Raw genomic sequence first — 25,060 nt, 5'->3', positions numbered from 1 at the left:
GCCAGGGGGACAGGGACTTAAAAGGAGACAAAAAAAGGGCCGCTGGATAGCGGCCCTTTTTCTTGTCGGTGCAGGAAGTAGCTTACTCCTGCTCCTCCTGCGGCGCCTCTTCACTACCGCTCTCATCGGTCGCCTCGCCTTCACCGGCGGCAGGTTCTGCATCGCTACCCGCGCCTGCCTCTCCTTCAGCAACGTTCGCCTTGTGCAGTTCCACTTCGAAAATCAGGGTGGCATTGGGGCCGATCAGGCCGCCCGCACCGCCGGGACCGTAGGCCAGGTCGGAGGGGATATACAGTTCCCATTTAGCCCCTTCCTTCATCAGCTGCAGCGCCTCGGTCCAGCCCTTGATCACCCCGCCGACCGGGAACTGTACCGGCTCACCGCGGGCATAGGAGCTGTCGAACTCGGTACCATCAATCAGGGTACCCTTGTAATCCACCTCGACGGTGCTGTCGGCAGACGGGGTATCACCACTGCCTGCGCGAATCACTTTGTATTGCAGGCCGGAGTCAGTGGTAACCACGCCTTCCTTCTGGGCGTTTTCTTCCAGGAACGCCTTGCCTTCGGCCATGTTTGATTCTGCCTTGGCCTTGAATTCCTGCTCCTGCTTGGCCAGCATCTCCTGCTGCTTGGCCTGCATGTTTTCCTGGAATACGGCGATTACCTGCTGCTTGTCCTCATCGCTGAGGCGCGACTCACGGCCGGCAGCGACATCTTCGAGAGCCATGACAACAACCTTGGAATCCAGTGCGACACCCTGCGAGTCGAGCCGGCGGGCCATGTCCTCGGCAATGATGTAGCTTACTTTCTGCTCCTGGGTTTCCAGTGCGATTTCTTCGGCCTGGCCGGAATCTTGCTTGTTACAGCCTGCCAGCATGACGCCCAGGGCAACCGCCGCAGCCAGTGGATATTTGTTCATATGGGTTGTCTCTTAAGTCTCTGGATGTATTTATTCGTAGGGTTCCTTCAGACCCGGCCGGGCTGGCCGGGTCCGGGATGCGGCCCAGTAGCCGTGACAACTCCGCCATCGGGTTGGCGATCCAGTTCACGACCGCCGCATGACGGCGTGTCAGCCGATGCCCAGCAAGTCTAACGCAAGGTGACTACCGGTGCACACCGATGCCGTTCACATGTTCGAACACTGCCACATTCGCGCAGTTCCCTCCGCCTGTGGAATTTTACCGGCACTTTCGGGCGCTTTTCCGTGGTTGCGGCATACAATTTTGAAAAAAACAGCGCTATTATCGTGGGCACCTGCGGTTGCTTTGGATTGCTAAAAGGTTTTGCTCCCTGGGCAACGCGCCAGTGCAAGTAACTGTGAATGCGGCACCATCCGCAAAAGTGCCGGGCACCCACACTGCCCGGATGCGTTGAATCGATAATAAACCTCAGGATATTGACTCATGGCTGCCAAAAAGAAAGCTGTCAATCCAGTCGCAGAGCTGGAAGCGCAAATTGCCAAGCTCACCACCAAACTCGACAAGGCACGTACCAAGCAGGTAACCGATGCCAGCAAGGCGGTGCAGAAATCCAACAAGGCCCTGGCCGCTGCCAAGGACAAGCTGGCCAAGGCCAAGTCCAAGCTGGCAGATGCCCGTACTGCCGCCAGCAAGCGCAAGACCGCTGCCACCAAGAAGCGGGTGGACACGGCGAAGGCCAACGTGGAAAAGCTGACCGCCGCAATGGCCGATGCCCGCGAAGCTGCCGCCGAGGCAAAACAGGCCGAAGCCGCAGCCAAATCCGAACTGAAGCTGGCGGAACAGGTAAGTAAGGTTGTCGCCAAGGCAGAGAAGGAAGTTGCCAAGGCAAAGAAAAAGAAAGGGGCCGCCAAGGCCAAGACGGCGCGCAAGGCTGCCAGCGGCAAATCCACAGCCAGGAAAGCGGCCACAGCCAAGAAGCCGGCGGCCAAGAAGGCTACCTCCACCAAGAAGCCCGCCGCCAAGAAGTCTGCAGCCAAAAAGGCAACAGCCGGCAAAACTGCGGCGAAAAAAGCCGCACCCAAGAAGGCTGCAGCCAAGAAAGCCCCGACCAAGAAAGCGACAACCAAGAAAGCCCCCGCCAAGAAGGCAGCTACAACTGCAGCTGCAGGGGCTAAATCAGCGGCGAAGAAACCCGCAGTGAAGAAAGCGCCGGTCAAGAAGGCACCCGCCAAGAAGGCTGAGGCCAGTGAGCCGGCCCCGCAGAAATCACCCGCCCCCAGTGCGGTAAAACCGACTCCGGCGGAGACCGCCAGGCCGGCAGAACCCAAGCCGGCGGAAGCGAAACCGGCTGAAAGCACACCGGCCCCCGCCAGCAAGCCGGCCGAGGCCCCCAAGCCGACACCGAGCATCACTCCGGTGACGCCCTTTAACAGCCTGTTTTCCAGCGAGCGCTCGGACGACCAGTAACGTTCAGGTGCCACCGCTACAGTAGCTGTCGATCAGGCCCGCCCAGCGGGCCTGTTCTTTTTGCGGCAGGCCATATTGCTGGCCCGCCAGTGCCAGCGCGCAGCGATCCTCCGGCCAGGTCTCCTGCTGCAGTTTCCACAGTGCCGCCAGCTGTAGCTGTTCCAGTTTCAACTCATAGTTTTTGCAGCGCTTATACAGTGACTGGGTCCGCGGGCGCATACGCCCGAGCCAGCGTCGCAGGTTGCGCACGCTGGCGATCATACGCCGGCGCGGGGCAAGCCCGCGATCCGCCACCCGCCAGCTCTCCTCGCTCAGCTGCCGCCCGGAGGCCGACACATAGGACGCCCACAGCATCAGGCAGACATCCGCACCCCGGTCGTCCTGGCAGGCCAGCAGGAATGCCTGCACTTCTTCATGGCGATAGAAGTCGAGGCTGAACTCCCACAGGGGATTGTCCAGGGCGGAAGAGGATGGAGGGGAGCGTTTCGTCACGTTAGAATCCCGGCTTTCTTATCGGGTGTGCCGCGCGGCTGTAATGTCGTTAGCCTAGCACCATGGCGCGCCGGGGTAACTCCGGAAGAGGTTTTTCTTGATCAATCTGCAAGGCGTCTCGCTGCAACTGGGCGGGCGCGAACTGCTGCACAATGCTGACTGCCGCATTTTTCCCGGCCACAAGGTGGGGATTATCGGTGCCAATGGCTGCGGCAAATCCACCCTGTTCAAGCTGCTGCTGCGGAAGCTGGATACCGATAGCGGTAGTGTCGAGCTGCCTGCCGGCTGGCGCATCGCACACATGGCACAGGAGGTGGCAGCGGGCGACCAGACGGCCCTGGACTACGTGCTGGATGGCGACGCCGAGCTGCGCCGACTGCAGCGGGAACTGGAAACACTCGAGGCCGCGGCCTCACCGGACGGGCGGCGACTGGGGGAACTCCATGAGCGCATGGCGGCGATCGACGGCTACAGCGGCCCGGCCCGCGCTGCCCAGCTGCTCGACGGCCTGGGGTTTTCCCACGCCCACCAGCAGCGGCCGGTAAAGAGTTTTTCCGGCGGCTGGCGTATCCGCCTGAACCTGGCACGCACGCTCATGTGCCCCGCCGACCTGATGCTGCTGGACGAACCCACCAACCACCTGGACCTGGATGCCACCCTGTGGCTGGAACAGTGGCTGCAGAAGTTCCCCGGCACACTGCTGATCATCTCCCACGACCGGGATTTCCTCGACGCGGTGGTGGACAGTGTGGTCAGTTTCGAGCACCGCCAGCTGGTCCAGTACAGCGGCAACTACAGCGCCTTCGAACGCACCCGCGCCGAGCGCCTGGCCCAACAGCAGGCGCAATTTGAGAAGCAGCAGGCCCAGCGCGCGCATATGGAGGACTTTGTCCGCCGTTTTCGCGCCAAGGCCACCAAGGCCCGCCAGGCCCAGAGTCGCCTCAAGGCGCTCGACCGCATGGCGCAAATTGCGCCCGCGCACGTGGATTCCCCCTTTCGCTTTTCCCTGCCATCGGCGGACAAGGTCTCCAACCCGCTGATCGACCTGCGCGACGCGGAACTGGGCTATGGCGACAAGGCGGTGGTACACAAGGTGCAGCTGGGCATCCACCCGGGCCGGCGCATTGGCCTGCTGGGCCCCAATGGCGCGGGCAAGTCCACCCTGATCAAGACCCTGGCCGGCGAGCTGGCGCCTATCCATGGCGAGCGCCAGTGCGGTGAGCACCTGGCCATCGGCTACTTTGCCCAGCACCAGCTGGAGGCGCTCGACAGCGCCGCCTCGCCGATGCTGCACCTGCAGCGCCTGTCACCGGAAGCCAGCGAGCAGTCACTCAGGGATTTTCTCGGTGGTTACGGCTTCACCGGCGACCGTGTGTTCGAACAGGTGGGCGGTTTTTCCGGCGGCGAGAAGGCGCGCCTGGCACTGGCGATCCTGGCCTGGCAGAAACCCAACCTGCTGCTTCTGGACGAGCCCACCAACCACCTGGACCTGGAGATGCGCCACGCGCTGGCGCTGGCGCTGGCGGAGTTTCCCGGCGCCGTGGTGCTGGTTTCTCACGATCGCTACCTGCTGGCCAATACCGCCGATGAATTCCTGCTGGTGGCCGACGGCAGGGTGCGGGCGTTCGACGGCGACCTGGAGGATTACCGCCAGTGGCTGCTGGAGTTCCGCCGCAACGAGCGCGCCGGGGAGAAGGCCGCCGTGCGCCAGGACGACCAGCCCACGGAAGGTAAAGAAGACAGGAAATCCCAGCGCAGGGCTGCCGCGGCATTGCGCGAGCAACTGAAACCCCTGACCAACCGGCTCAAGCGCGTGGAGCGGGACATGGCGCAGGTCGAGGAGCAACTGGCCGGGCTCGACGCCCGGCTCGCCGACGAGAGTCTCTACAGCGGCGGCCAGCAGGAGGAGATAGCCAGGCTCAACCGCGCCCAGGCCGAGGAGCGGGAAAAGCTCGAGTCGCTGGAGATGGAGTGGCTGGAAATCAGCGAGCAGCTCGACGCGGCGCGAGGCTGATCACTTGACCGGGAATTCGCCCTGCGGCGGGGTCTCCGGGCAACCCTCTTCGTCCACGGCCGTCGCGTAGGGCGTGCCGGGGCACAGGTCGAGGTAATCCGGCACACCGTCGGAGTCCGTGTCGATCGGGCAGCCGGTGTTATCCACCGCCACTCCGGGCGGGGTCTGCGGGCACATATCCACGTCGTCAATAAAGCCGTCGCCATCGGTATCCCGCACCACCGGCGGAAACTCCATCCACTGGTAGCCGATGGTAAAGCTCAGTGCCGTATCCATACCCCCGCGCTCGACTCCGTAAAAGGCACGCGCATCGGCGCGGGCCTGCCAGCGCGGTCCCAGCCGGTATTTCACCCCGACCCCGAAATTGGCCATGGTCTGGCGATCGTGGTCCTCCCTGCTGCGATCGAAGAACACCGGGCCGTCGTAGTCCGCCGGGATTACCGGCAATGGCTCGAGCAGGCGGTCATACTCGATCCGGACCTCGCCGACACCGAAGGCCAGGTAGGGTTGCCAGCAGAAGTCGCCACAGAACTGCCCGGCAAATTGCCAGAACAGGTCCATGTGGTAGTTGTACACGTCGACTTTTTCGTCCAGCCCATCGATGTCCGCCGAGAAAGCGTCCACCACACCCTCGAGTGCCCAGCGGTCGGTGATATTGAAGCCAAGGCCGATACCGCCGCCAGTACTGTCATCCAGCTCGAACTCCTCGAACGGGGTGCCGTCCAGCCGCTCGCTGTTAAACCACTGGCGGGTTCCCTTGAGGTAGAGGTTGAGGGTGCCCTCTTCGTCGGCGAGGGCGGGCATGCAGGGCAGGGCGAGAAACAGCAGCGCAACGGCGACGGTGCGCGCGGGCCGAAGACTCTTATCAGTCATTGTGGGCTCCGGAGTGTCCTTTTACCGGCGGGTCGTCTGACTTATGAAGATAGCAGACCCGCCGGCAGCCCGTAGGTACGTCTTTTACCCCGCTGCAATCAGGTGCGGCGGTAGAGCAGGTCCCAGACTCCGTGGCCCAGTCGCTGGCCGCGCTGCTCGAACTTGGTCTGCGGACGGAACTCCGGGCGCGGGGCATACTGTCCGGCGCCGGCGGTGTTCTCCAGTGCCGGCTCCGCCTCCAGGACCTCGAGCATATGCTCGGCGTAATTCTCCCAGTCGGTGGCCATGTGCATCAGCCCGCCGGGCCTGAGCTTGGTGCACAGCAGCCGCACGAATTCCGGCTGCACGATGCGCCGCTTGTGATGTTTTTTCTTGTGCCACGGATCCGGGAAATACAGCTGGAACCGGTCCAGCGAGGCGTCGGCGATGCAGTCATTGAGCACATCCACCGCGTCGGCCATATACACCCGCAGGTTTTTCACCCCGGCCTTGCCGGCGTTGTTGATCAGGCGGCCGACACCGGGCGGGTGCACCTCGATGCCAATAAAATCCTTGTCCGGCTCGGCCTCCGCCATCGCCAGCAGCGAGTCGCCCATGCCAAAGCCGATCTCCAGTACCAGCGGCGCCTGGCGACCGAACTCCTGTGCCGGGTCCAGCGGGCCGGCGAACAGCGACAGGCCGTACTGCCCCCAGTAGTTATCGAAAGCCCGGCGCTGCCCCTCGGTCATGCGACCGGCGCGGATGACATAACTGCGGATGGACTTTTTCTTGTACTCGGTGCGGTAGGGAAAATCTTCCGCGGACTCTTCTTGCATGCTTTGCGACCTCGGATGCAAATTCGTAATCAAGTCATTGTAGGAGCGGCCGCTCCCAGGGGAAACGACGGGCGCTCAGCGCGGCAGGTTCAGCGCCGCCACAAACAGGGCTATCCAGCCGGCAATCATCAGGCTGCCGCCCAGGGGGGTGACGGGCCCCAGCCAGCGCGGCCCGCCAAGGGCCAGCCCATAGAGACTGCCGCTGAACAGCAGCACGCCGACTGCGAACAGGGCGCCGCAGGTCACCAGTGCGGTGCGCGAGCCCCACTGCTGGATCATCAGCGCCACCAGCAACAACACCAGGGCATGCACCAGCTGGTAGTGCACACCGGTCTTGAAGGCTTCCAGCAGGTTTTCGGCCACTCGGCCGCGCAGGCCGTGGGCACCGAAGGCGCCAAGCATGACGCCGGTGGCGCCGAGAAAAGCGGCGATCAGCAGGTAGAGTTTGGTCATGGTGATTCCGGTCCAGGCCCCCGGGGCCGTGTTTCCCTTCGTTGTCCGTTTATGTTGGCAGGCAAGGCCCCTGGCCGCGGTTCGCCGCAGGTTTGTCACAGTGCAAAAAAAAAAACCGCGCGGTTGCGCGGTTTTCTTCAGGGCCCGGTGGCGCGATCAGGCTTCCATCGCCACGCGTACCTTTTTCATCGCGTTCTTTTCCAGCTGGCGGATACGCTCGGCAGAGACGCCGTATTTATCAGCCAGCTCGTGCAGGGTCGCCTTGTTCTCGCTCAGCCAGCGTGCCCGGATGATATCGCGGCTGCGATCATCGAGCTGCTCCATGGCCGCGGCGAGACTGGTGAGGTTGGTCTCTTCCCAGTTATCGCGCTCCAGCTGGGCCGCCGGGTCGAAACTGCGGTCTTCCAGGTAGTGCGCCGGCGCCTGCCAGGCACTGTCGTCATCGTCATCCACGCCCGCATCGAATGCGGCGTCATGGGCAGAGAGGCGACCCTCCATCTCGTGCACGTGCGTCACGTCCACATTCAGGTCCTTCGCCACCGCCTTGGCCTCGTCATTGGTGAGCCAGGCGAGCTTCTTCTTCTGTCCGCGCAGGTTAAAGAACAGCTTGCGCTGCGCCTTGGTAGTGGCGATCTTCACGATGCGCCAGTTGCGCAGGATAAATTCGTGAATCTCGGCCTTGATCCAGTGCACCGCAAAGGAAACCAGGCGCACCCCCTTCTCGGGGTTGAAGCGCTTCACGGCTTTCATCAGGCCGACGTTGCCTTCCTGGATCAGGTCTCCCTGGTTCAGGCCATAGCCGGAGTAGGATTTGGCGATGTGCACCACAAAACGCAGGTGCGACATAACCAGCTGCCGTGCAGCATTCAGGTCCTCGCGATAATAGAGGTCCTCCGCCAGCCGCTTTTCTTCCTCAGCGGACAGCACATCGAAGCCGCTGACCGTCTGGATATAGGCCCCGAGGTTGGCTCCCGGGGACAGCGTTTGCACTGGCTGCAGGCTAGTTCCCATGCAGATCTCTCCTGTCAAAACTCTGGTGCCGGTTGAACTTGCGATCAAACGACCGCCGGGAGTTACCCGGCGAATTGGGCCAGTTTAGCACTAGCGCGGGCGAATAAGAAAGCCCGCCCACAGTGCCGGAGCCGTTGAAATCCGTGGCATTAGAGGGTTTATCCACAGGCGCGGTTCCCGTGTGCGCCACGGGTTCCGGAAATAATTGTGACCACCGGGTCAGGAGGGCTCTATGGCGCGGACATGTCGTGCCACAGCCACCCAGGCACCCGCCAGGCCCAGCAGGGCGGCGCCGCCAGCCAGAGCCAGCAGGTAGGCCAGCCCGGGCCCGTCGAGGCGGTAACCACTGCCGTAGGAAGAGGCCAGCCCCGCTACCGGGCCCGACAACAATGCCACCCCCAGGGTCACCAGCAGCCATGCCAGCAGGCCACCGAACAGGCCGTAGCATAGACCGCTGTACAGGAACGGGCGGCGCACAAAGGCATTGGTCCCCCCCACCAGCTTGACCACCAGGATCTCCTCCCGGCGACTCTCGATATGCAGGCGTATGGTGTTCACCACCACCAGAATCACACCCAGTGCCAGCAGCAGGCCCAGCCCCAGGGAGAGGCGCTGGCCCAGCTCGGTCAGCCGCGCCAGCCGTTCCACCCAGGCCATATCCAGTACCACCGCATCGCTGAGGGCACTTTCCCGCAGGGACTCGGCCAGAGCCTCCAGCTCCCCGTTGGCGCCGGCGGGACGCACCAGCAAGACCGCCGGCAGGGGATTGCTGCCCAGCCCGGCCAGCGCATCACCGAGGCCGGACGACTGCTGGAACTCCTCCAGCGCCTGCTCGGGTGAGATATACGTCACCTCGGCCACCCGCGGATCTTCCCGCAGGTCTTGCACGTAGGAGGTGATGGCGGAGTCGCGGGCACTCTTGTTCAGGAACACGGAAATCTGCGGCTGGCCGTCCCAGCCCGCCACCGCGCGCTGGAAGTTCACCATGCCCAGCTGCAGGGAGGCCGGCAGCGCCAGGGCAATAGCGATTACCAGGGCCGTCATGAAGCTGGCCATGGGCGCCGCGAAGAAACGCCGCAGGGCCTCGGCGGCCATCTCGCGGTGGTGCCCGACCCAGCCGCGCAGGCGATCGCCCAGGCGGGTTCGGGCCGTGACGGCGCCGGTGGCGCGGGTGCGCTCTGCCGCGGCCTGCTGGCGAGCGGCAGTACGAACCGGGTTGCCGGGGTTACGGGTAGGCTGCTTCACGGCTCGGGATTCCATCGTAGATCAGCTGGCCCGCCTGCAGGGTCAGTACCCGGCGTTTCTGGCGGGCGATCAATTCCAGGTCGTGGCTGGCAATCATCACCGTCACCCCCACCGCGTTGAAGTCGGCAAACAGCTGCATGATCTCCGCGGACAGCTGCGGGTCCAGGTTACCGGTGGGCTCATCCGCTACCAGGATCGCCGGCTTGTTGACCACTGCCCGGGCGATACCGACCCGCTGCTGCTCACCACCGGAAAGCATAATGGGGTTCTGGCGCTCCTTGTGCAGAAGGCCCACCTTGTCCAGTGCCGCGCGCACGCGCCGGCCCACCTCACGGCGGTTGCAGCCGGCCACGGACAGGGGCAGCGCCACATTGTCGAAGACACTGCGGTCGAACAGCAGCTGGTGATTCTGGAACACAATGCCCACATTGCGGCGGTAGTAGGGCACCTGGCTGTTGCGCAGGCGGTTGAGGTTCTGGCCCGCCACCAGGATGCTGCCGCGGGTGGGGCGCTCGATCGCGGTAAGGAGTTTGAGCAGGGTGCTTTTGCCGGCACCGCTGTGCCCGGTGAGGAATACCAGTTCGCCCCGCTGCAGCTCCAGGCTGACGCGCACCAGCGCATCCTGCCCGGATTCGTAGCGCTTGTTGACGTTGTCAAAGGTGATCATGCAGGCGGCGAATTCTTGTTATTAATGATAGGAGCGGCCCATGGCCGCGAATGACCTGCCCTGGCACCTCGGGACCCAATCGCGGCCATGGGCCGCTCCTACAAACGGGAAATCAGTTTTCGTCCCGGCGAAACAGCGCGGCGACAAAGTCTTTCGCGCGGAATGGCTGCAGGTCTTCAGCCTGCTCGCCGACACCGATGAAGCGTACCGGAATACCGAAGCGCTGCGCCAGTGCAAAGATCACACCGCCTTTGGCGGTACCGTCCAGTTTTGTCAGCACCATGCCGGTGACACCGGCGGAATTGCGAAACTGCTCGGCCTGGCTGAGGGCGTTCTGGCCGGTACCGGCATCCAGTACCAGCAGCACCTCGTGGGGCGCGGTCTGGTCCAGCTTGCCCATCACCCGGCGGACCTTGCTCAGCTCTTCCATCAGGTTGGACTTGGTATGCAGGCGCCCGGCGGTATCGGCAATCACCACGTCCACGCCGCGGGACTGGGCCGACTGCACGGCGTCATAGATGACCGAGGCACTGTCGGCGCCGGTGTGTTGGGCCACTACCGGCACGCCGTGGCGTTCACCCCAGACCTGGAGCTGTTCCACCGCGGCGGCACGGAAGGTATCGCCGGCAGCCAGCATCACCGATTTGCCCTCGCCCAGGTACCGATGCGCCAGCTTGCCGATGGTGGTGGTCTTGCCCACGCCATTGACGCCCACTACCAGGATCACGAATGGCTTTTTGGCGGTGTCGATGGCCAGTGGCGCCTCGACACTGTCCAGCAGCCCGGCCAGTTCCTCCTGCAGCGCCCGGTAGAGCGCCTCGCCGTCATTCAGCTCGCGCCGGGAGACCCGGGCAGTGAGGCGGTCGACAATTTCGGTGGTCGCATCCATCCCGACATCGGCCATCAGCAGCTGGGTTTCCAGCTCTTCGAGCAACTCGTCGTCGATCTCCTTGGCACCCAGGAACAGGTTGCCCATGCCCTCGGCAAACTGGTTGCTGGTGCGACTGAGTCCGCGACGGATGCGGGCAAAGAACCCCACTTTTTCCTCTTTTGCGCCGGACGGGGCCTGTGCCTTGTCGGGCGCGGGGGCCGGTTCAGGGGCGGGGGCTGGCTCGGGGGGGGCCGGCTCTGCCAGCTCCGGAGCCGGTGCGGCCTCGCCTGCCGGCTCCTCGTGGACCGGCTCAGCGGGGGAATCCGGTGCTGTGGGTGCAGCCTGCCCTTCGCGGGCCTCGTCTTCCCCGGAGGTTTCGCCCGGCTGCTCGGCGGGTTTCTCCTCCGCCTGTTCCTCGGGCTTCGGCTTTTTCTTGCGCAGGAAGTCAAAGATCATGCTCGTATCCGGCTGTACCACGGTGTTGGAAAGGCGCTAATCTTAGCACCGCTCGATGCCCCACACAGCCAGGAAACCACCTTGCCCAGAAATCGCCCGCGCAAAGCCTCCCCGCAACCCCTGTCGCAGCTCCGTATCATCGGAGGTGAGTGGCGCGGGCGCCGGCTGCAGTTCGCCCCGGTAGAGGGCCTGCGCCCCACCGGTGACCGGCTGCGCGAGACACTGTTCAACTGGCTGCAGTTCCGGCTGCCGGGCGCCCGCTGCCTGGACCTGTTTGCGGGCTCCGGGGCGCTGGGACTCGAGGCGCTCTCCCGCGGCGCGGCAAGTGTGGAATTTGTGGAACTGAACCGGAGGGCGGCCGACACCCTGCGCGCCCAGCTGCAGCTGCTCGGCACCGACCGGGGCCGGGTGCACCACCAGAGTGCGCTGGATTTCCTGGCCGGCGATGCCAGCGCCTACGATATCGTCTTCCTCGACCCGCCCTTCACCGCCGACCTGTGGCAGCCCGCCCTGGCCGCCCTGCACGACCGGTTGGCGCCGCGCGCCCTGGTTTATGTGGAGACACCCCGGGACACAGCGCTGCCGTTGCCTGGGCACTGGCAGGTGGAGAAGGAGAAACGTGCGGGCCAGGTTTGCATGCGCCTGCTCAGTGCCGCCTGAACCGTGTTTTTTGAGGGTCGCGCACAAATTGTTTAACATGCGCGTCCCCGCCGGGCCGCATTGCCCCTCCATCAGTCCTTTCCGGGACCGGGAGGGCGGGCATGCCAGCGGCCAAGACATCGGCGTCCAGCGATAACCTGCGAAACCCTGCTCATGAAAAAAGTCGTCTACCCCGGAACGTTCGACCCCATCACCAACGGTCATATGGACCTGGTGGAGCGCGCCTGCCGCCTGTTCGACCACGTGATCGTGGCCGTGGCTTCCAGCTCCCGCAAGAACCCACTATTCACCCTGGATGAGCGGGTAGAGCTGGCCCAGCAGGTCCTGCGCCACCTGCCCAACGTGGAAGTCATCGGCTTCGATATCCTGCTCGCCGACCTGGTGCGACAGGTAGATGCCTACGGCGTGCTGCGTGGCCTGCGCGCGGTTTCCGACTTCGAATACGAATTCCAGCTGGCCAATATGAACCGGCAACTGGCGCCGAACATGGAAAGCCTGTTCCTGACCCCGGCGGAGCACCTCTCCTACATTTCCTCTTCACTGGTGCGGGAAATCGCCTCCCTCGGCGGCGACGTCACCAAGTTCGTGCCGCCGGCGGTCGAGGAAGCGCTGCAGGAAAAATTCAACCGCTGAGTTCCCGCCCCGGAGCCGCCCGCTACCCGGTGGCGGCACCGGGGTTCCGGCGCCTTCACGGCGCCCCTGCCGCATATTCCCGACCGCACCTCGCCCCCCTTACTGTTGCGCACCCGGTTAGCTGTTAAACTCCGGCGAGTTTTCCCAGACCGGAGTCGAACGTGCGCAAACTGGTTCTCGCATCCCTGATCTCTGCCGGAGTCATCTCTGCCGGCCTGCTGCTTGCCGACCCTGAAAAGCCCGGCCCCGGCGCCGCCGAGCGCAGCGAGGAAATCCAGCCCGAGGTGGCCACCGGCCGCAGTGAGGTCAAGGCGGCCAGCGCATCGGAATTCATGGCGGTTACCGCCAACCCCCATGCCAGTGAGGCCGCCGCCGGCATCCTGGCCCGCGGCGGCACCGCGGTGGACGCGGCCATCGCCGCGCAGCTGGTGCTGGGCCTGGTAGAGCCCCAGTCCTCGGGTATCGGCGGCGGCGCCTTTATGCTGAGCTACCGCGCCGACGACAAATCCCTGCATTATTACGATGGCCGCGAAACCGCTCCGGCGGCGGTCGATGAACAGTATTTCATGCACGACGGCGAGCCGCGGGATTTTCTCAAGGCGGTCATCGGCGGCTACTCGGTGGGCGTACCCGGCGTGATGCGGATGCTGGAACTGGCTCACCAGCGCGACGGCAAACTGCCCTGGGCGGAACTGTTCGTCCCGGCCATCGAGCTGGCAGAGCAGGGCTTTGAGGTTTCACCGCGCCTGCACCAGCTGCTCGACCGCCTGCCGCAGGTGGATGCGCGCCCGGCCATCGCCAGCTATTTCTTTACCGATGACGGCAAGCCGCTGGCAGTGGGCACGCTACTAAAAAACCCCGACTATGCCCGCACCCTCCGGCAGCTGGCGGAGCAGGGCGCCGATGCGTTTTACCGGGGGGATATCGCTGCGGCCATCGTCGATGCGGTGCGCAACGACCCGGTCAACCCGGGCGTGATGACCCGCGAGGATATGGCCGGCTACCAGGCGAAAGTGCGCGAACCGGTATGCAGCGAATTCCTGCTCTACCGCGTCTGCGGTGCCAGCGCACCGTCCTCCGGTGGCACCACCGTGGGCGCCATCCTGGGCATGGTCGGCCAGTTCCCGCTGACCGAGTTCGAGCCCGGCAGCGCCGAACTGACCCACCTGTTTGCGGAGGCCTCGGAACTGGCATTTGCCGACCGCAATACCTATTCCGCCGATCCGGATTTTGTCGCCGTGCCCACGCGTGCGATGGTGGCCCCGGAGTACCTGGTGCGGCGGGCAAAACTGATCTCGGGCGAGGAGGCCACCACTGCCGTGCCGGGCAAGCCCAGGCCCTTCGATGCCAAGCGCCAGCCGGCAGATTCCCCGGAAAAACCCAATACCAGCCACCTGTCGATCGTGGACCGCTACGGCAATGGCGTAAGCATGACCACCAGTATCGAGACCGGCTTTGGCTCGCGCCTGCTGGTCCGCGGTTTCCTGCTCAACAACCAGCTGACCGACTTTTCCTTTACCCCCGAGCGCGCCGATGGCGAACTGGTGGCCAACCGCGTGCAGCCGGGCAAGCGACCGCGCTCCTCCATGTCACCGACCGTCGTATTCAACCGGGACGGCAGCCTGCGACTGCTGGTGGGCTCCCCGGGCGGCTCGCGCATTATTGACTACACTGCGCGGACCATTCTCTATCACCTGGGCCTGGGGATGCCCATTGCCGACGCCATAGCCGCGGGCAATATCGGCGCGATCGGGTACCGGGTGGAACTGGAGTCGGGCTTTTTCCCCGCGGAGACTGTAAGAAAACTGGAACAGCTGGGACACAAGGTGGTGGAGCGCAACCTGAACAGTGGTATCCACGGGATTGCACTGATCGACGGCAAGCTCCACGGTGGCGCCGACCCACGCCGCGAGGGTAGTGCGGTCGGCAAATAGCGCCGGCTGTCCAGTAGGGCGCCGGTCAACAACTTACCCAGGGGATCCTTCCATGCGCGCCTTTTCTTTACTACTCCTGCGAATCAGCCTCGGCCTGTTGCTGGTCATCTGGGGCGTCGACAAGCTGGTGAATGTGGAGCACGCGATCGCCGTGTCCGACCGTTTTTACCTGGGCGTGGTCAGCGCACCACTACTGTGGAAGATGTTCGGTGTGCTGCAACTACTGCTGGGCGCCGCGGTGATCACGGGCCTGTGGCAGCGCTATACCTATCCCGCCCAGGCCATCGTCAACGGCATCACCCTGTTGGGAGTCTGGCGCTCGGTGGTGGATCCGTGGGGCTGGTACCTGGAGGGCACCAATGTGCTCTTTTACCCATCGCTGATCGTGTTTGCCGGCTGCCTGGTGCTGTGGGCCTTCCGCGACGAGGACCGACTGGCGCCCGGACGGCGCTGAGGCCAGAGGAGACAGGCTGGGCATGAACAGTCCGTGGATGTTGCTGCTGGTCGCCGGCCTGCTGGAAGTGGGCTGGGCGATCGGCCTCAAGTACAGTGACGGGTTCACCCGGCCACTGCCCAGTGTGTTGACCGTGGTGACGATGGTGGCGAGCTTTTATTTCCTCGCCCAGGCACTGAAGGTGATCCCGGTGGGTACCGGCTACGCCGTATGGACCGGCATCGGTGCGGTGGGCACCGCGATCCTGGGGATTGTGCTGTTTGCGGAATCCACCGCGCTGCCGCGGTTATTCTGTATCGGGCTGATTGTGGCGGGGATTGCCGGCCTCAGGCTGACATCCCCGGCCTGAAAGCCTTCCCCGCCCCCGGCTTCATTCCCCATCCCCGGCCTCGTACACCAGCCGCCCGCGATAATAGGTCTCCAGTACCCGGGCCGACCCGATCTCCGCCGGGGGAATCTGGAACAGGTTCCGGTCCAGCACGATCAGATCCGCCCACTTGCCGGTTTCCAGGCTCCCGGTCTGCTCCTCCAGGCGGTTGGCGATGGCACCGTTGATGGTGAACGACAGCAGCATGCGTTCCAGTGACACGCCCTGGTCCTCCGGCACCGGAGCCGCGGCATCCAGGTCCTGTGCCGCGGCATCGCTGTCGCCACCCGGATCCGGTCCCCGCATCACGCCCGCCTGGATGGCGGCCAGCGGACCACCCCGGGGGGTTGCCGGGTAGTCGCTGCCTGAGGCGACCGTGACCCCGGCATCGAACAGCTTTTTCACCGGGTACTGCGCGGCAGCCCGCGACTCACCGAGCCGGGGCAGGTCCAGTGACCGGTAATGGCCGCTGCGGTCAAAGCGCATCGGCAGCATTACCGCGATAGTCCCGGTTTCGGCAAAGCGGGGGATATCCACCGGGTCGACCAGCATCAGGCCTACCATACCGTTGCGCATATCCGCGGGACCATTGATTGCACGGGAGTGACCGAAGGCAGTGAGGCCCATTTCCACCGCCGCATCACCCACCGCCCTGATCATTACCTGCAGGCCCGCCGCATTGGCAAGCTTGGCCAGCTGGTTTAGGTTCTGCTGCCCCAGCCTGCTCTCTACTTCATAGTCCGGACGGTGGGCATAGGGTTTTTTCAGCAGCGCCCTTTCCCCGGCGATGGAGCCATCGGCGAACAGCTTGACCGAGTGCACCTGGAATTCCTCGTCCCGGTATTTCTCCGACAGTGTTTTCAGGAAGCGAACCTCCTTCTGGCCGGCACCGGGGCCCACCACGAAGGAGCCGCGCACGCGCACAGTGAGTTTCTTCAGCGCCGCCATTTTCTGGTAGGCATCCAGCTTGGAGGCATCCTCTGTGGGCCGGATATAGGCATCGTGCAGGGTGGTGATACCCCGGCGGGCGGCGGCGTCCTGGACCTCGCGGATCTCGGCGCGATAGTCGGCCTCGGTTTTCACCGGGATGATTTTCTCCACCAGCGCCATGGCGCTGCGCCCGCGCAGTATTCCGGTCACCAGGCCGGTCTCGTCCCGCTCGATCACCCCGCCCGCCGGATCCGGCGTGTCGTTGCCGATACCCGCGGCGGCCACCGCCTCGGAGTTCGCCCAGATACTGTGCAGATCGCTGGAGTAGAGAACGATGGGAATCAGGTCGTTGACGTGGTCGAGCTGCGCCTTGTGCGGGGGCCCGTCGGCGAACACCAGCCGGTCCCAGCCGCGACCGACGATCACCTGCTGTTCCGGGTTGGCCTCGATATAGTCCGCCACCGCCTGCTGGTAGTCGGCCACACTGCTGCCGTCGTACAGGCCCACCTGGCCGCCGCCGCTGACATGCATGTGCGCATCGACAAAGCCCGGCAGCACCAGCTTGCCGTCGAGGTTTTCTACCTGGGTGTGGGGACCGATAAACGGCTGCGCGCCGTCGTCACTGCCCACGAATACGATGCGGCCTTCGCGCACCGCCAGTGCCTGGGCAATGCGGCGATTGCTGTCGACGGTGTAGATATAACCGTTGCGGAAAACCAGCTCGGCGGCCGGCAGCACTTTCTGGTCGGGGATATCCCCGCGGGATTTGCCGCTGTCACCGGCTGGCGGCGGCTGCTTTCCCGCTGGCGGCGCCTGGGGCCCGCACGCTGCCAGCGACAGTAGCATTGCGCCGACTATCCAGACCCATCTCATTCGCTGCGCTCCCTCGCCTGAACCGGTGGCCAGCCCGCCTGCAGCGACGCGTTACAGCGCGCCCGTCATCCGCGGGTTCCGGCTTGAGTATAGGAAATCACCTCCGGCCCGTGGCCGGCGCTAAAGCCACCGCAACCAGAGGTAATCGGTGGGATTGTCCGGGCAGGGCCCGAGTCCGCACTCCAGGGTGGTGGAAAGCGCATTCACCGCCAGGATCGCCAGGAAGGCCAGCACCGCCAGCCGCGCCAGGAATCCCAGGGGCCGGGGTTGTGGCCGGTCATCGACCCGGTCGGTGAGCAGCATCACGCCACAGTAGGCCAGCAAAGCAAAGAAGGTGATCAGCGCCCAGGTGTAGAAGTGCAGGCCCATAAAGGGCGAACCGAACCCCGGGTTTCCCGGGGCGATATGCAAGAGCACCTGGCGCCCCGATGCCACCAGCCCGGCCAGCGATGACAGGACCGCGATCCCGTAGTGCAGCGGCCGCACACCAAAGCGGAGATTCAGCAGCAGGCCGACACCGGCCATGGCAAAGGCGGCGCGCTGCAGCAGGCACAGGGGGCAGGGCAGTTCGTGCAGCAGCAGTTGCCAGGCAAAGGCAAACCAGAGCACCCCGGCCAGTGCCAGCAGCCCCAGCGCATCCAGACAGGTGGCACAGCGACCGAGGCGGGTGACCAATGGCATCACCGCCCTAGAGGCTGATATCGAGGTGGGAAGTCATATGGTAGAAGCACCAGGCGACAAAGATCGCCAGGGTCGCCAGCCACCAGCCGACTGCGCCCGCACGGCTTCCCCGCCAGGCAAACCAGGCCGACAACAGCACGGTGACAAACGGCAGCATCATGACCATAAGCGGACTCCCGCAGCGTATACGGGCGCAATTTTAGTCCCGCTTTATGCGGTTCCCCAGCGCCAGTGACTCAGCGCTGGCAGCGGCGACAGAAAAATGTGCTGCGCTGGCCCAGCACCATATCCCGGACCGGCCCGCCGCACTGGCGGCAGCGCTTGCCCGCACGGCCATAGACGTTGAGCTGCTGGGCAAAATAGCCGGGCTCGCCATCGCCGCCGATAAAGTCCCGCAGGGTGGTGCCGCCCTGCTGGATCGAGCGCGCCAGTACCCGCTTGATGGCATCCGCGAGCCGCTCATAGCGCGCGCGGGAAATGGTGCCGGCGGCGCGGTCCGGGCGGATACCGGCCATGAACAGGGACTCACTGGCGTAGATATTCCCCACACCCACCACCACGCGCCCGTCCATGATGAATGTCTTTACTGCCTGCCGGCGTCCGCGCGACATGCGGTAGAGATAATCACCACAGAACTCGTCCGCCAGCGGTTCCGGGCCCAGGTGGGAAAGCAGGTCGTGGGCGGCCGGGTCCGAATCTGTCCACAACAGGGCCCCGAAGCGGCGCGGGTCGTGAAAGCGCAGGCACAGGCCGGAGTCCAGCACCCAGTCCACGTGGTCGTGCTTGCGCACTTCGGCGCCCGGTTTTACCAGCCGCAGGCTGCCGGACATGCCCAGGTGCCAGATGGCACAGCCACGGTCGGTATGCACCAGCAGGTACTTGGCACGGCGCTCCAGGCGCAGGATCCGCGCGCCGGCAATGCGGCGCTCGAAATCCGGCTCCACCGGCCAGCGCAGGCTGCGCTGGCGCACGGTGGCCGAGCGCACGATATGTCCCTCGAGGTGGGGGGCAAGGCCGCGACGGGTGGTTTCGACTTCGGGAAGCTCGGGCACAGGTGTCGTCTTTCTGCTGGCAGGGGCTGGTTTGGAATTCTACACGCCTGGCGGCGCCGGGTGCTGCTGCGGGTTGCCACCCGGCGGGCTCCCGGGCTATCCGGCAGGCATAAAAAAACCCGGCAATGCCGGGTTTCTCGCAAGGCGGGACCAATTACTTGATCTTGCCTTCCTTATACATCACGTGCTTGCGGACAACGGGATCGTACTTTTTGATCTCCATTTTTTCCGGCATGTTGCGCTTGTTCTTGGTAGTGGTATAGAAGTGACCAGTACCGGCGCTGGAATTCAGGCGGATCTTCTCACGCATTGTTCTGTCTCCGATTTCTTGGCTGGGCCGTCAGTTACACTTTTTCGCCGCGGGCACGCAGCTCGCTCAGCACGGTATCGATACCTTTCTTGTCGATCACGCGCATGCCTTTGGAGGAGACACGCAGCTTCACGAAACGCTTCTCGGATTCAACCCAGAAACGGTGGCTGTGCAGGTTGGGCACAAAGCGACGCTTGGTGCGGTTTTTAGCGTGGGATACGTTGTTACCGGTGACCGGGCGCTTACCGGTTACCTGACATACCTTGGACATCTGTTGGCCTCTTCAAAACTCTCGTGCCCGCATGACAGGAGGTGCGGGGACTGTAATTCGGGATTCTAATCCGGTTCCTGGGCGGCGGCGGAAACTGTTCAGAATCTGGCCCGGCCGCAAAGAGCGGCGTTTTATACCAGAACAGCTGGGGGGAGACAAGTTTTAACCAGTTTTGACTGCGACCGGGCGGTTTTCTCCCGTCACTCTTTGCATCCCTTGCGCCAGGGCCGCCGCCCCCCTAATCCCGCGGGTCACTGCCCCGGGCTGCCGGCAGGGCTACAGCAGGCCACGCTCGGCGAAGGACAGTGCGTCGCCATCCCCCACGATCATATGGTCCAGCACCTTGATATCCACCAGCCCCAGCGCCTGCACCAGGCGCTCGGTGATCCAGATATCCGCCTGGCTGGGCTCAGTGATGCCCGAGGGGTGATTGTGTGCCAGGATCACCGCGGCGGCCCCGCGGTGCAGCGCCGCCTGCACCACCTCGCGCGGATAGACACTGGCCGCATTGAGGGTGCCGTGAAACAGCTCCTCGAAGCCGATCACCCGATGCTGGGTGTCCAGGAACAGGCAGCAGAAGACCTCCCGGCGGCGGTGGCGCAGCTGCGCCGCGAGGTACTGGCGCACGGCCCCGGGACTGTCCATGACGTCGCGGCGCTGGAGGTCCTCCGCCAGGTGGCGGCGGGCCATCTCCAGCACCGCCTGCAGCTGGGTGTACTTGGCATCGCCCAGGCCGCGGCCGCGGCAGAACTCGGACTGCGGCGCCTCCAGCAGCGGGCGCAGGCCGCCGAAATCCACCAGCAGCTGCCGCGCCAGGTCCACCGCGGAAACGCCGGCGGCACCGGTGCGCAGGAATATTGCCAGCAGCTCCGCATCCGAGAGCGCCGCAGCCCCGCGCTGCAGCAGTTTTTCCCGCGGGCGCTCCGCCGCGGGCCAGTCACTGATCGCCATGTTGTCCCTCCCTGAGACCCGTTCATTGTCCCCGGCCGCCGCCGGGGAGCCCGCCACGCTTATCCCGCGCGGCGCATAAATGCTAATCTTACCCGCTCCTGCAATTTCGGGAACCGAACTATGTCCTCCCTGGCCCACAAACGCATCCTCCTGGGTGTAGGCGGCGGTATCGCCGCCTACAAGAGCGCCGACCTGGTACGCCGCCTGCTAGAACGGGGGGCCGACGTGCGCGTCGTGATGACCGCCGGGGCCCGTGAATTCGTGCAGCCACTGACCTTCCAGGCCCTGTCGGGTAACCCGGTCCATACCGACCTGCTCGACCCCGCGGCCGAGGCGGCCATGGGACATATCGAGCTGGCCAAGTGGGCCCAGCTGGTGCTGGTTGCCCCGGCCAGCGCCAATATCATGGCGCGCCTGGCCGCCGGCATGGCGGATGACCTGCTCACCACCCTGTGCCTGGCTACCGAGGCACCACTGGCGCTGGCGCCGGCCATGAACCAGGCCATGTGGCGCCACCCGGCCACCGCCGCCAATGCGGCCACCCTGAGCCAGCGCGGCGCAACGCTGCTGGGACCGGATGCCGGCAGCCAGGCCTGTGGTGATGTAGGCCCGGGACGCATGCTGGAGCCCCTCGCCCTGGCGGAGGAAGTGGAAAAACTGTTTGCCCCGGCCCAGTCCCTCTCCGGCAAGCGCGTGGCGATTACCGCCGGGCCCACCCGCGAGGCACTCGACCCGGTGCGCTTCCTCAGCAACCACAGCTCCGGCAAGATGGGCTTTGCCCTGGCCGCCGCGGCACAGCGGGCGGGGGCCCAGGTTACGCTGATTGCCGGCCCGGTATCCCAGCCCACCCCGGCCGGGGTGAAACGCATCGATGTGGTGAGCGCAGAGGAGATGCACGAGGCCGCCGAGCGCGCCGCCGACCTGTGCGACCTCTTTATCGGCGCGGCCGCAGTGGCGGACTTCCGCCCGGCGGAAGTGGCCGGCCAGAAAATCAAGAAAAAGGACAACAGCGACACCGACAGCCTGGCCCTGGTGAAGAATCCCGATATCGTCGCCGCTATTGCCGCACGCACCAGCCAGCGCCCGTTCACCGTCGGGTTTGCGGCAGAGACCGAGAAAGTTGAAGAACACGCGCGGGGCAAGCTACAGCGCAAGAAACTCGACCTGATCATTGCCAATGATGTCAGTGCAGCCGACAGCGGCTTCAACAGCGACCGCAATGCGGTAACCGTCATCGACAGCGACGGTGCCACCCGGCTGCCGTCCGCCCTCAAGACACAGCTGGCCGACCAGTTGATCGGGATTATCGCGGCCCGCGCCTTCCCGGCCTGAACGACACAACAACAGTAACAAGACAGGACGTATAACTACCGTGTCCCCAGAAACAAGCTCCTCCCCGGTATCGCGCATCCCGCGCGAGCTGGTGCTGCCGGCTTTGCTGGCCCTGGTCGCCTGGGCCGGCGGTGCCTACCTGCTGCACCAGCACGTGGTGTCCCCCCACAACCAGCGGGCAGTAGAAAGCGCTGCCACGGCCCATGCGGGCGTACTCGCGGGCCGGGTGGCTGAAGAAGTGGCTGAACGCGACCGCTACCTGGAAAGCGTCGCCCGCGATCCCGCAACCCGCCAGCCCGGCAGGTCGGTACAGGTATTCCGCGACGGGGAGGTCCGCGTCGGCGCCGGCGAGAACCCGCGCCTCAACTTTGCCCTGGTGGACCTACTGGAGCGCGGCGCCCGCAACGAGGCACAGGCGCTTGAGTTCCTGCGCACCGGCAGCGACAACAACTGGCAGCTGCACGGCGCCGCCGCCACCAATGGTGGCGTGGCACTGGTCTCCGAGCCGCTCGCGGCACTGGAGAAGGTCTTCTCCGGATTCGACACTGCGGCCGGCCAGATCCGTGTCATCCAGCAGTTCCCCGGCGGCCCGCCACAGCCTCTCTGGCAGGCGGGGCAGGGCACCGGCCAGACCGTAGCAGCAGGCGTTCCGGGCAGCTTCCTGAAAGTCGAGCTCCGGCCCTCGGCGCACTTTGCCCGGGAAAACAGCATCGCGCCGCTGTGGCTGCTGGTCGTTGCGAGCATCGGGCTGCTGGTCACGCTGTGGCTGCTGTGGCGATTTATCCCCCGCGATACACCCGCACCGTGGCAGAACGCGCAGCCACCGAAACGCCGCAGCGCAGATTATCCGGGTGTGCCGCCAACCCCGACAGCCCCCCGGGCAACCGCCGGCAACGAGGGCTCAGAAAAATCCCGGCAACCGGCGGAGGACCGGGACCAGTCCCCGGGCTCGGCCATGGGCGCCGTCAGGGATTTTCCGGCCCACGTCTTCCGCGCCTACGATATCCGCGGGATTGCCGGCGAGGAGATCGACGAGCCGTTTGCCTACCAGCTGGGCCGCGCACTGGGCACACTCGCCCTGCATGCCGGCGAGGAACTGCTGATGGTGGGACGCGACGGCCGCAACTCCAGCGAGCTGCTCACCGGTTGCCTGATCGAGGGTATCCTCGACAGCGGCTGCGACTGCGTCGACCTGGGCCTGGTGCCGTCACCCATCCTCTACTTTGCCTGTGCCCGGGGCAGGAACGGCAGCAGCGGGGTGATGGTGACCGCCAGCCACAACCCGGCCGAATTCAACGGCTTCAAGATCCTCCTGCGCGGGCGCCCCCTGGCCGAGGAGAAACTGCAGCGACTGCGGCAGCTGATGATGCAGGGTCCCTTCCGCGAGGGCCGCGGCAGCAGCAGCCAGCAGGATGTACAGGACCTCTATGTCGACGAGATTTTCAACGACGTGGCCCTGGCGGGGGAACCGCGGCTGGTAGTGGATGCCGCCAACGGTGCCACCGCGCACCTGGCGCCGCGCCTGTTCGAGCACCTGGGCTGCAACGTAACCCGCCTGTTCTGCGAATTCGACGGCGACTTCCCCAATCATCCGCCGGACCCCTCGCGCCCGGAAAACCTGGCTGCCCTGGTGGAGAAGGTCACGGAGACCGGAGCCGACCTGGGCATTGCGCTCGACGGCGACGGCGACCGGGTGACGCTGGTTTCCCGCAGCGGCCGCATCGCCTGGGCCGACCAGCTGGTGATGTTGCTGGCCCGGGATATCCTGGCCCGCAACCCCGGCGCCAGCGTGGTGTTTGACGTCAAGAGCTCCCGCGCCCTGGGCGAGCTGGTCAGCCAGTACGGCGGGCTGCCCATTATGGGCAAGACCGGTCATGCACCGATGAAGGCCAAGATGCTGGAGAATGGTGCCATTCTCGGCGGGGAGCTGTCCGGGCACATTTTCATCAAGGACCGCTGGTTCGGTTTCGACGACGGCATCTATGCCGCAGCGCGTATCCTGGAAATCATGGCCCTGCGCGAACAGGGGCTGGACGAGCTGCTGGATTCATTGCCGCAGCTGGTCAGCACCCCGGAAATCCTGGTGCCGGTGGCGGAGCAGGATAAATTCGCCCTGGTGGAGCGCTTCCGTGCGCAGGTGGATTTCGGCGAGGCCACCCTGGACACCACCGACGGCCTGCGCATCGAGTATGCCGAGGGCTGGGGGCTGGTGCGCGCGTCGAATACCGGTGCGGCGCTGACCCTGCGCTTCGAGGCGGAGTCGGAAGAGGCCCTGGAGGCAATCCGCGCGCGCGTGACGGCCCAGTTGAAGCAAGTGGAACCCTCGCTGGCGCTCTGAGACCGGCGATGGCTTAATCGATAGACGACAAGGAATTACCGCTTTATGTCCCTGGACAGTAAATCTGCCCTGCGTGTGGCGCAGGTGCTCAACGAAGCACTGCCCTATATCCAGCGCTTTACCGGCAAGACCATTGTGGTCAAGTTCGGCGGCAATGCCATGGTGGACGAGGCCCTGCAAAACAGCTTCGCCCGTGACGTCATCCTGATGAAGCTGGTGGGCATGAACCCGGTGGTGGTCCATGGCGGCGGGCCGCAGATCGGTGAGCTACTGAAGAAACTCAATATCGAGTCGCGCTTCGTCGATGGCATGCGGGTCACCGACAGCGAAACCATGGATGTGGTGGAAATGGTGCTGGGCGGCACCGTGAACAAGCAGATCGTCAACCTGATCAACAAAAACGGCGGTCGCGCCGTGGGCGTCACCGGCAAGGACGGGCTGCTGATTCGCGCCAAGAAACTGCTGATGGAAAGCGAGACCGCCGGGCTGCACGCCTCGGAGATCATCGATATCGGCCACGTGGGGGAAGTGGAAAGCGTCGATACCGATGTTATCGATATGCTGATCGGCGGCGACTTTATCCCGGTGATCGCGCCCATCGGGGTGGGTGAGGACGGAGCCTCGTACAATATCAATGCCGACCTGGTTGCCGGTAAGATTGCCGAGTACCTGCACGCCGAGAAACTGATGCTGCTGACCAATGTGGCGGGGCTGCAGGACAAAAACGGCGAGGTCCTGACCGGACTGTCCACCCTGCAGGTGGACGGCCTGATTGCCGACGGCACCATCCACGGCGGCATGTTGCCGAAAATCGCCTGCGCCCTGGACGCGGTCAAGGCCGGCGTCACCTCGGCCCATATCATCGACGGCCGCGTACCACACGCGGTGCTACTGGAAATTTTCACCGATACCGGTGTGGGCACCCTGATCACCGACGGCGAGGCCGCGGACTGAAATCCCGACGGCACCCCGCCCGACGGAGCGCCGATT

At 64.8% G+C, this 25,060-nt stretch carries 26 protein-coding genes; 10 read left to right on the top strand and 16 right to left on the bottom strand.

Annotated features, from left to right (window positions below; translation table 11 throughout):
* Positions 1 to 82: 82 nt before the first annotated feature.
* Positions 83 to 919 carry an FKBP-type peptidyl-prolyl cis-trans isomerase gene (locus ACH6CX_RS07990; RefSeq protein ID WP_232940183.1) on the bottom strand — a complete coding sequence of 279 codons (837 nt, stop codon included), beginning with the start codon at positions 917 to 919 and terminating at the stop codon, positions 83 to 85.
* A gap of 484 nt (positions 920 to 1,403) precedes the next feature.
* Between ACH6CX_RS07990 and ACH6CX_RS07985 the strand changes: the two genes are divergently transcribed.
* Entirely contained in the window at positions 1,404 to 2,387 is a 984-nt protein-coding gene (locus tag ACH6CX_RS07985) for a histidine kinase (RefSeq protein ID WP_396675266.1), read from the top strand.
* 3 nt (positions 2,388 to 2,390) lie between these two features.
* Here ACH6CX_RS07985 and ACH6CX_RS07980 read toward each other — a convergent pair whose 3' ends face one another.
* Positions 2,391 to 2,879 (bottom strand): TIGR02444 family protein, encoded by a 489-nt coding sequence (locus tag ACH6CX_RS07980; protein ID WP_237062121.1) that lies wholly within the window; start codon positions 2,877 to 2,879, stop codon positions 2,391 to 2,393.
* Positions 2,880 to 2,976: 97 nt separating this feature from the next.
* Between ACH6CX_RS07980 and ACH6CX_RS07975 the strand changes: the two genes are divergently transcribed.
* Complete coding sequence (locus ACH6CX_RS07975) at positions 2,977 to 4,893, top strand: ATP-binding cassette domain-containing protein (protein ID WP_232940188.1); 1,917 nt, start codon at positions 2,977 to 2,979, stop codon at positions 4,891 to 4,893.
* Here the strand turns inward: ACH6CX_RS07975 and ACH6CX_RS07970 are convergent, their stop codons facing one another.
* From ACH6CX_RS07970 to ftsY, 7 genes are all read right to left on the bottom strand, one after another.
* Complete coding sequence (locus tag ACH6CX_RS07970) at positions 4,894 to 5,766, bottom strand: porin family protein (protein ID WP_396675265.1); 873 nt, start codon at positions 5,764 to 5,766, stop codon at positions 4,894 to 4,896.
* Between the two features lie 98 nt (positions 5,767 to 5,864).
* Positions 5,865 to 6,581, bottom strand: a complete 717-nt coding sequence (trmB, locus tag ACH6CX_RS07965) for a tRNA (guanosine(46)-N7)-methyltransferase TrmB (RefSeq protein WP_237062127.1) — start codon at positions 6,579 to 6,581, stop codon at positions 5,865 to 5,867.
* Positions 6,582 to 6,656: 75 nt separating this feature from the next.
* Entirely contained in the window at positions 6,657 to 7,034 is a 378-nt protein-coding gene (locus ACH6CX_RS07960; protein WP_232940191.1) for a DUF423 domain-containing protein, read from the bottom strand.
* Positions 7,035 to 7,190: 156 nt separating this feature from the next.
* Positions 7,191 to 8,045 carry an RNA polymerase sigma factor RpoH gene (rpoH, locus tag ACH6CX_RS07955; RefSeq protein WP_232940192.1) on the bottom strand — a complete coding sequence of 285 codons (855 nt, stop codon included), beginning with the start codon at positions 8,043 to 8,045 and terminating at the stop codon, positions 7,191 to 7,193.
* Between the two features lie 219 nt (positions 8,046 to 8,264).
* The gene (ftsX, locus tag ACH6CX_RS07950; protein ID WP_237062129.1) at positions 8,265 to 9,290 is read right to left on the bottom strand and encodes a permease-like cell division protein FtsX; all 1,026 of its coding nucleotides are present in this window, start codon (positions 9,288 to 9,290) and stop codon (positions 8,265 to 8,267) included.
* Positions 9,271 to 9,957, bottom strand: a complete 687-nt coding sequence (ftsE, locus tag ACH6CX_RS07945) for a cell division ATP-binding protein FtsE (protein ID WP_237062131.1) — start codon at positions 9,955 to 9,957, stop codon at positions 9,271 to 9,273. The genes ftsX and ftsE overlap by 20 nt, the downstream gene beginning before the upstream one ends.
* Positions 9,958 to 10,069: 112 nt before the next feature.
* Positions 10,070 to 11,284 carry a signal recognition particle-docking protein FtsY gene (gene ftsY / locus ACH6CX_RS07940; protein WP_237062134.1) on the bottom strand — a complete coding sequence of 405 codons (1,215 nt, stop codon included), beginning with the start codon at positions 11,282 to 11,284 and terminating at the stop codon, positions 10,070 to 10,072.
* 81 nt (positions 11,285 to 11,365) lie between these two features.
* Between ftsY and rsmD the strand changes: the two genes are divergently transcribed.
* The 5 genes from rsmD to sugE all read left to right on the top strand — a co-directional run bounded on the left by rsmD (position 11,366) and on the right by sugE (position 15,314).
* Positions 11,366 to 11,944, top strand: coding sequence for a 16S rRNA (guanine(966)-N(2))-methyltransferase RsmD (rsmD, locus tag ACH6CX_RS07935; RefSeq protein ID WP_237062136.1), 579 nt, complete (start codon positions 11,366 to 11,368; stop codon positions 11,942 to 11,944).
* A gap of 153 nt (positions 11,945 to 12,097) precedes the next feature.
* On the top strand, positions 12,098 to 12,577 hold the full coding sequence (gene coaD, locus ACH6CX_RS07930; protein ID WP_255701105.1) for a pantetheine-phosphate adenylyltransferase: 480 nt from the start codon (positions 12,098 to 12,100) through the stop codon (positions 12,575 to 12,577).
* A gap of 161 nt (positions 12,578 to 12,738) precedes the next feature.
* Positions 12,739 to 14,511: a gamma-glutamyltransferase gene (gene ggt, locus ACH6CX_RS07925; protein ID WP_237062138.1), complete on the top strand. Its 1,773-nt coding sequence runs from the start codon at positions 12,739 to 12,741 to the stop codon at positions 14,509 to 14,511.
* Positions 14,512 to 14,563: 52 nt separating this feature from the next.
* The gene (locus tag ACH6CX_RS07920; RefSeq protein WP_232940199.1) at positions 14,564 to 14,965 is read left to right on the top strand and encodes a DoxX family membrane protein; all 402 of its coding nucleotides are present in this window, start codon (positions 14,564 to 14,566) and stop codon (positions 14,963 to 14,965) included.
* Positions 14,966 to 14,987: 22 nt separating this feature from the next.
* The gene (gene sugE / locus ACH6CX_RS07915; protein WP_232940201.1) at positions 14,988 to 15,314 is read left to right on the top strand and encodes a quaternary ammonium compound efflux SMR transporter SugE; all 327 of its coding nucleotides are present in this window, start codon (positions 14,988 to 14,990) and stop codon (positions 15,312 to 15,314) included.
* Between the two features lie 21 nt (positions 15,315 to 15,335).
* On the opposite strand, the gene ACH6CX_RS07910 is transcribed toward sugE, so the two are convergent.
* The 7 genes from ACH6CX_RS07910 to radC all read right to left on the bottom strand — a co-directional run bounded on the left by ACH6CX_RS07910 (position 15,336) and on the right by radC (position 20,400).
* On the bottom strand, positions 15,336 to 17,135 hold the full coding sequence (locus tag ACH6CX_RS07910; RefSeq protein WP_237062140.1) for an amidohydrolase: 1,800 nt from the start codon (positions 17,133 to 17,135) through the stop codon (positions 15,336 to 15,338).
* A gap of 120 nt (positions 17,136 to 17,255) precedes the next feature.
* On the bottom strand, positions 17,256 to 17,816 hold the full coding sequence (locus ACH6CX_RS07905; RefSeq protein WP_232940204.1) for a disulfide bond formation protein B: 561 nt from the start codon (positions 17,814 to 17,816) through the stop codon (positions 17,256 to 17,258).
* Between the two features lie 7 nt (positions 17,817 to 17,823).
* Positions 17,824 to 17,982 carry a DUF5993 family protein gene (locus ACH6CX_RS07900; RefSeq protein ID WP_232940205.1) on the bottom strand — a complete coding sequence of 53 codons (159 nt, stop codon included), beginning with the start codon at positions 17,980 to 17,982 and terminating at the stop codon, positions 17,824 to 17,826.
* A 70-nt stretch (positions 17,983 to 18,052) separates the two neighbouring features.
* Positions 18,053 to 18,868 carry a bifunctional DNA-formamidopyrimidine glycosylase/DNA-(apurinic or apyrimidinic site) lyase gene (gene mutM, locus ACH6CX_RS07895; RefSeq protein ID WP_232940206.1) on the bottom strand — a complete coding sequence of 272 codons (816 nt, stop codon included), beginning with the start codon at positions 18,866 to 18,868 and terminating at the stop codon, positions 18,053 to 18,055.
* 154 nt (positions 18,869 to 19,022) lie between these two features.
* The gene (rpmG, locus tag ACH6CX_RS07890) at positions 19,023 to 19,178 is read right to left on the bottom strand and encodes a 50S ribosomal protein L33 (protein ID WP_020413983.1); all 156 of its coding nucleotides are present in this window, start codon (positions 19,176 to 19,178) and stop codon (positions 19,023 to 19,025) included.
* 34 nt (positions 19,179 to 19,212) lie between these two features.
* Positions 19,213 to 19,449, bottom strand: a complete 237-nt coding sequence (gene rpmB / locus ACH6CX_RS07885; RefSeq protein WP_091513718.1) for a 50S ribosomal protein L28 — start codon at positions 19,447 to 19,449, stop codon at positions 19,213 to 19,215.
* A gap of 276 nt (positions 19,450 to 19,725) precedes the next feature.
* On the bottom strand, positions 19,726 to 20,400 hold the full coding sequence (gene radC / locus ACH6CX_RS07880; RefSeq protein ID WP_232940207.1) for a DNA repair protein RadC: 675 nt from the start codon (positions 20,398 to 20,400) through the stop codon (positions 19,726 to 19,728).
* Positions 20,401 to 20,520: 120 nt separating this feature from the next.
* Here radC and coaBC point away from each other — a divergent pair, with 120 nt between their 5' ends.
* Genes coaBC through argB form a run of 3 tightly spaced genes read left to right on the top strand, consistent with a single transcriptional unit; the run spans position 20,521 to position 25,024 of the window.
* A complete protein-coding gene (gene coaBC, locus ACH6CX_RS07875; RefSeq protein WP_237062142.1) occupies positions 20,521 to 21,732 on the top strand; it encodes a bifunctional phosphopantothenoylcysteine decarboxylase/phosphopantothenate--cysteine ligase CoaBC in 1,212 nt (403 codons plus the stop codon).
* 40 nt (positions 21,733 to 21,772) lie between these two features.
* Positions 21,773 to 24,070, top strand: a complete 2,298-nt coding sequence (locus ACH6CX_RS07870) for a phosphomannomutase/phosphoglucomutase (RefSeq protein ID WP_237062144.1) — start codon at positions 21,773 to 21,775, stop codon at positions 24,068 to 24,070.
* A gap of 45 nt (positions 24,071 to 24,115) precedes the next feature.
* Positions 24,116 to 25,024 (top strand): acetylglutamate kinase, encoded by a 909-nt coding sequence (argB, locus tag ACH6CX_RS07865; RefSeq protein WP_232940210.1) that lies wholly within the window; start codon positions 24,116 to 24,118, stop codon positions 25,022 to 25,024.
* The last annotated feature ends 36 nt before the right edge of the window (positions 25,025 to 25,060 follow it).

Source organism: Microbulbifer sp. JSM ZJ756 (assembly GCF_044383805.1).
GTDB lineage: Bacteria > Pseudomonadota > Gammaproteobacteria > Pseudomonadales > Cellvibrionaceae > Microbulbifer > Microbulbifer zhoushanensis.
The sequence above is the reverse complement of the archived record's forward strand: the minus strand, read 5'-3'. Positions and strand labels throughout refer to the sequence as shown.

Coding starts and splice junctions, on each gene's coding strand:
- ACH6CX_RS07910 (WP_237062140.1), bottom strand. CDS start 17,135: ATGAGATGGGTCTGGATAGTCGGCGCAATGCTACTGTCGCTGGCAGCG.
- rpmG (WP_020413983.1), bottom strand. CDS start 19,178: ATGCGTGAGAAGATCCGCCTGAATTCCAGCGCCGGTACTGGTCACTTC.
- rpmB (WP_091513718.1), bottom strand. CDS start 19,449: ATGTCCAAGGTATGTCAGGTAACCGGTAAGCGCCCGGTCACCGGTAAC.
- ACH6CX_RS07985 (WP_396675266.1), top strand. CDS start 1,404: ATGGCTGCCAAAAAGAAAGCTGTCAATCCAGTCGCAGAGCTGGAAGCG.
- radC (WP_232940207.1), bottom strand. CDS start 20,400: ATGGCGATCAGTGACTGGCCCGCGGCGGAGCGCCCGCGGGAAAAACTG.
- coaD (WP_255701105.1), top strand. CDS start 12,098: ATGAAAAAAGTCGTCTACCCCGGAACGTTCGACCCCATCACCAACGGT.
- ACH6CX_RS07905 (WP_232940204.1), bottom strand. CDS start 17,816: ATGCCATTGGTCACCCGCCTCGGTCGCTGTGCCACCTGTCTGGATGCG.
- ACH6CX_RS07960 (WP_232940191.1), bottom strand. CDS start 7,034: ATGACCAAACTCTACCTGCTGATCGCCGCTTTTCTCGGCGCCACCGGC.
- ACH6CX_RS07970 (WP_396675265.1), bottom strand. CDS start 5,766: ATGACTGATAAGAGTCTTCGGCCCGCGCGCACCGTCGCCGTTGCGCTG.
- ACH6CX_RS07920 (WP_232940199.1), top strand. CDS start 14,564: ATGCGCGCCTTTTCTTTACTACTCCTGCGAATCAGCCTCGGCCTGTTG.
- sugE (WP_232940201.1), top strand. CDS start 14,988: ATGAACAGTCCGTGGATGTTGCTGCTGGTCGCCGGCCTGCTGGAAGTG.
- coaBC (WP_237062142.1), top strand. CDS start 20,521: ATGTCCTCCCTGGCCCACAAACGCATCCTCCTGGGTGTAGGCGGCGGT.
- argB (WP_232940210.1), top strand. CDS start 24,116: ATGTCCCTGGACAGTAAATCTGCCCTGCGTGTGGCGCAGGTGCTCAAC.
- rpoH (WP_232940192.1), bottom strand. CDS start 8,045: ATGGGAACTAGCCTGCAGCCAGTGCAAACGCTGTCCCCGGGAGCCAAC.
- trmB (WP_237062127.1), bottom strand. CDS start 6,581: ATGCAAGAAGAGTCCGCGGAAGATTTTCCCTACCGCACCGAGTACAAG.
- ACH6CX_RS07990 (WP_232940183.1), bottom strand. CDS start 919: ATGAACAAATATCCACTGGCTGCGGCGGTTGCCCTGGGCGTCATGCTG.
- ACH6CX_RS07900 (WP_232940205.1), bottom strand. CDS start 17,982: ATGGTCATGATGCTGCCGTTTGTCACCGTGCTGTTGTCGGCCTGGTTT.
- ftsE (WP_237062131.1), bottom strand. CDS start 9,957: ATGATCACCTTTGACAACGTCAACAAGCGCTACGAATCCGGGCAGGAT.
- ftsY (WP_237062134.1), bottom strand. CDS start 11,284: ATGATCTTTGACTTCCTGCGCAAGAAAAAGCCGAAGCCCGAGGAACAG.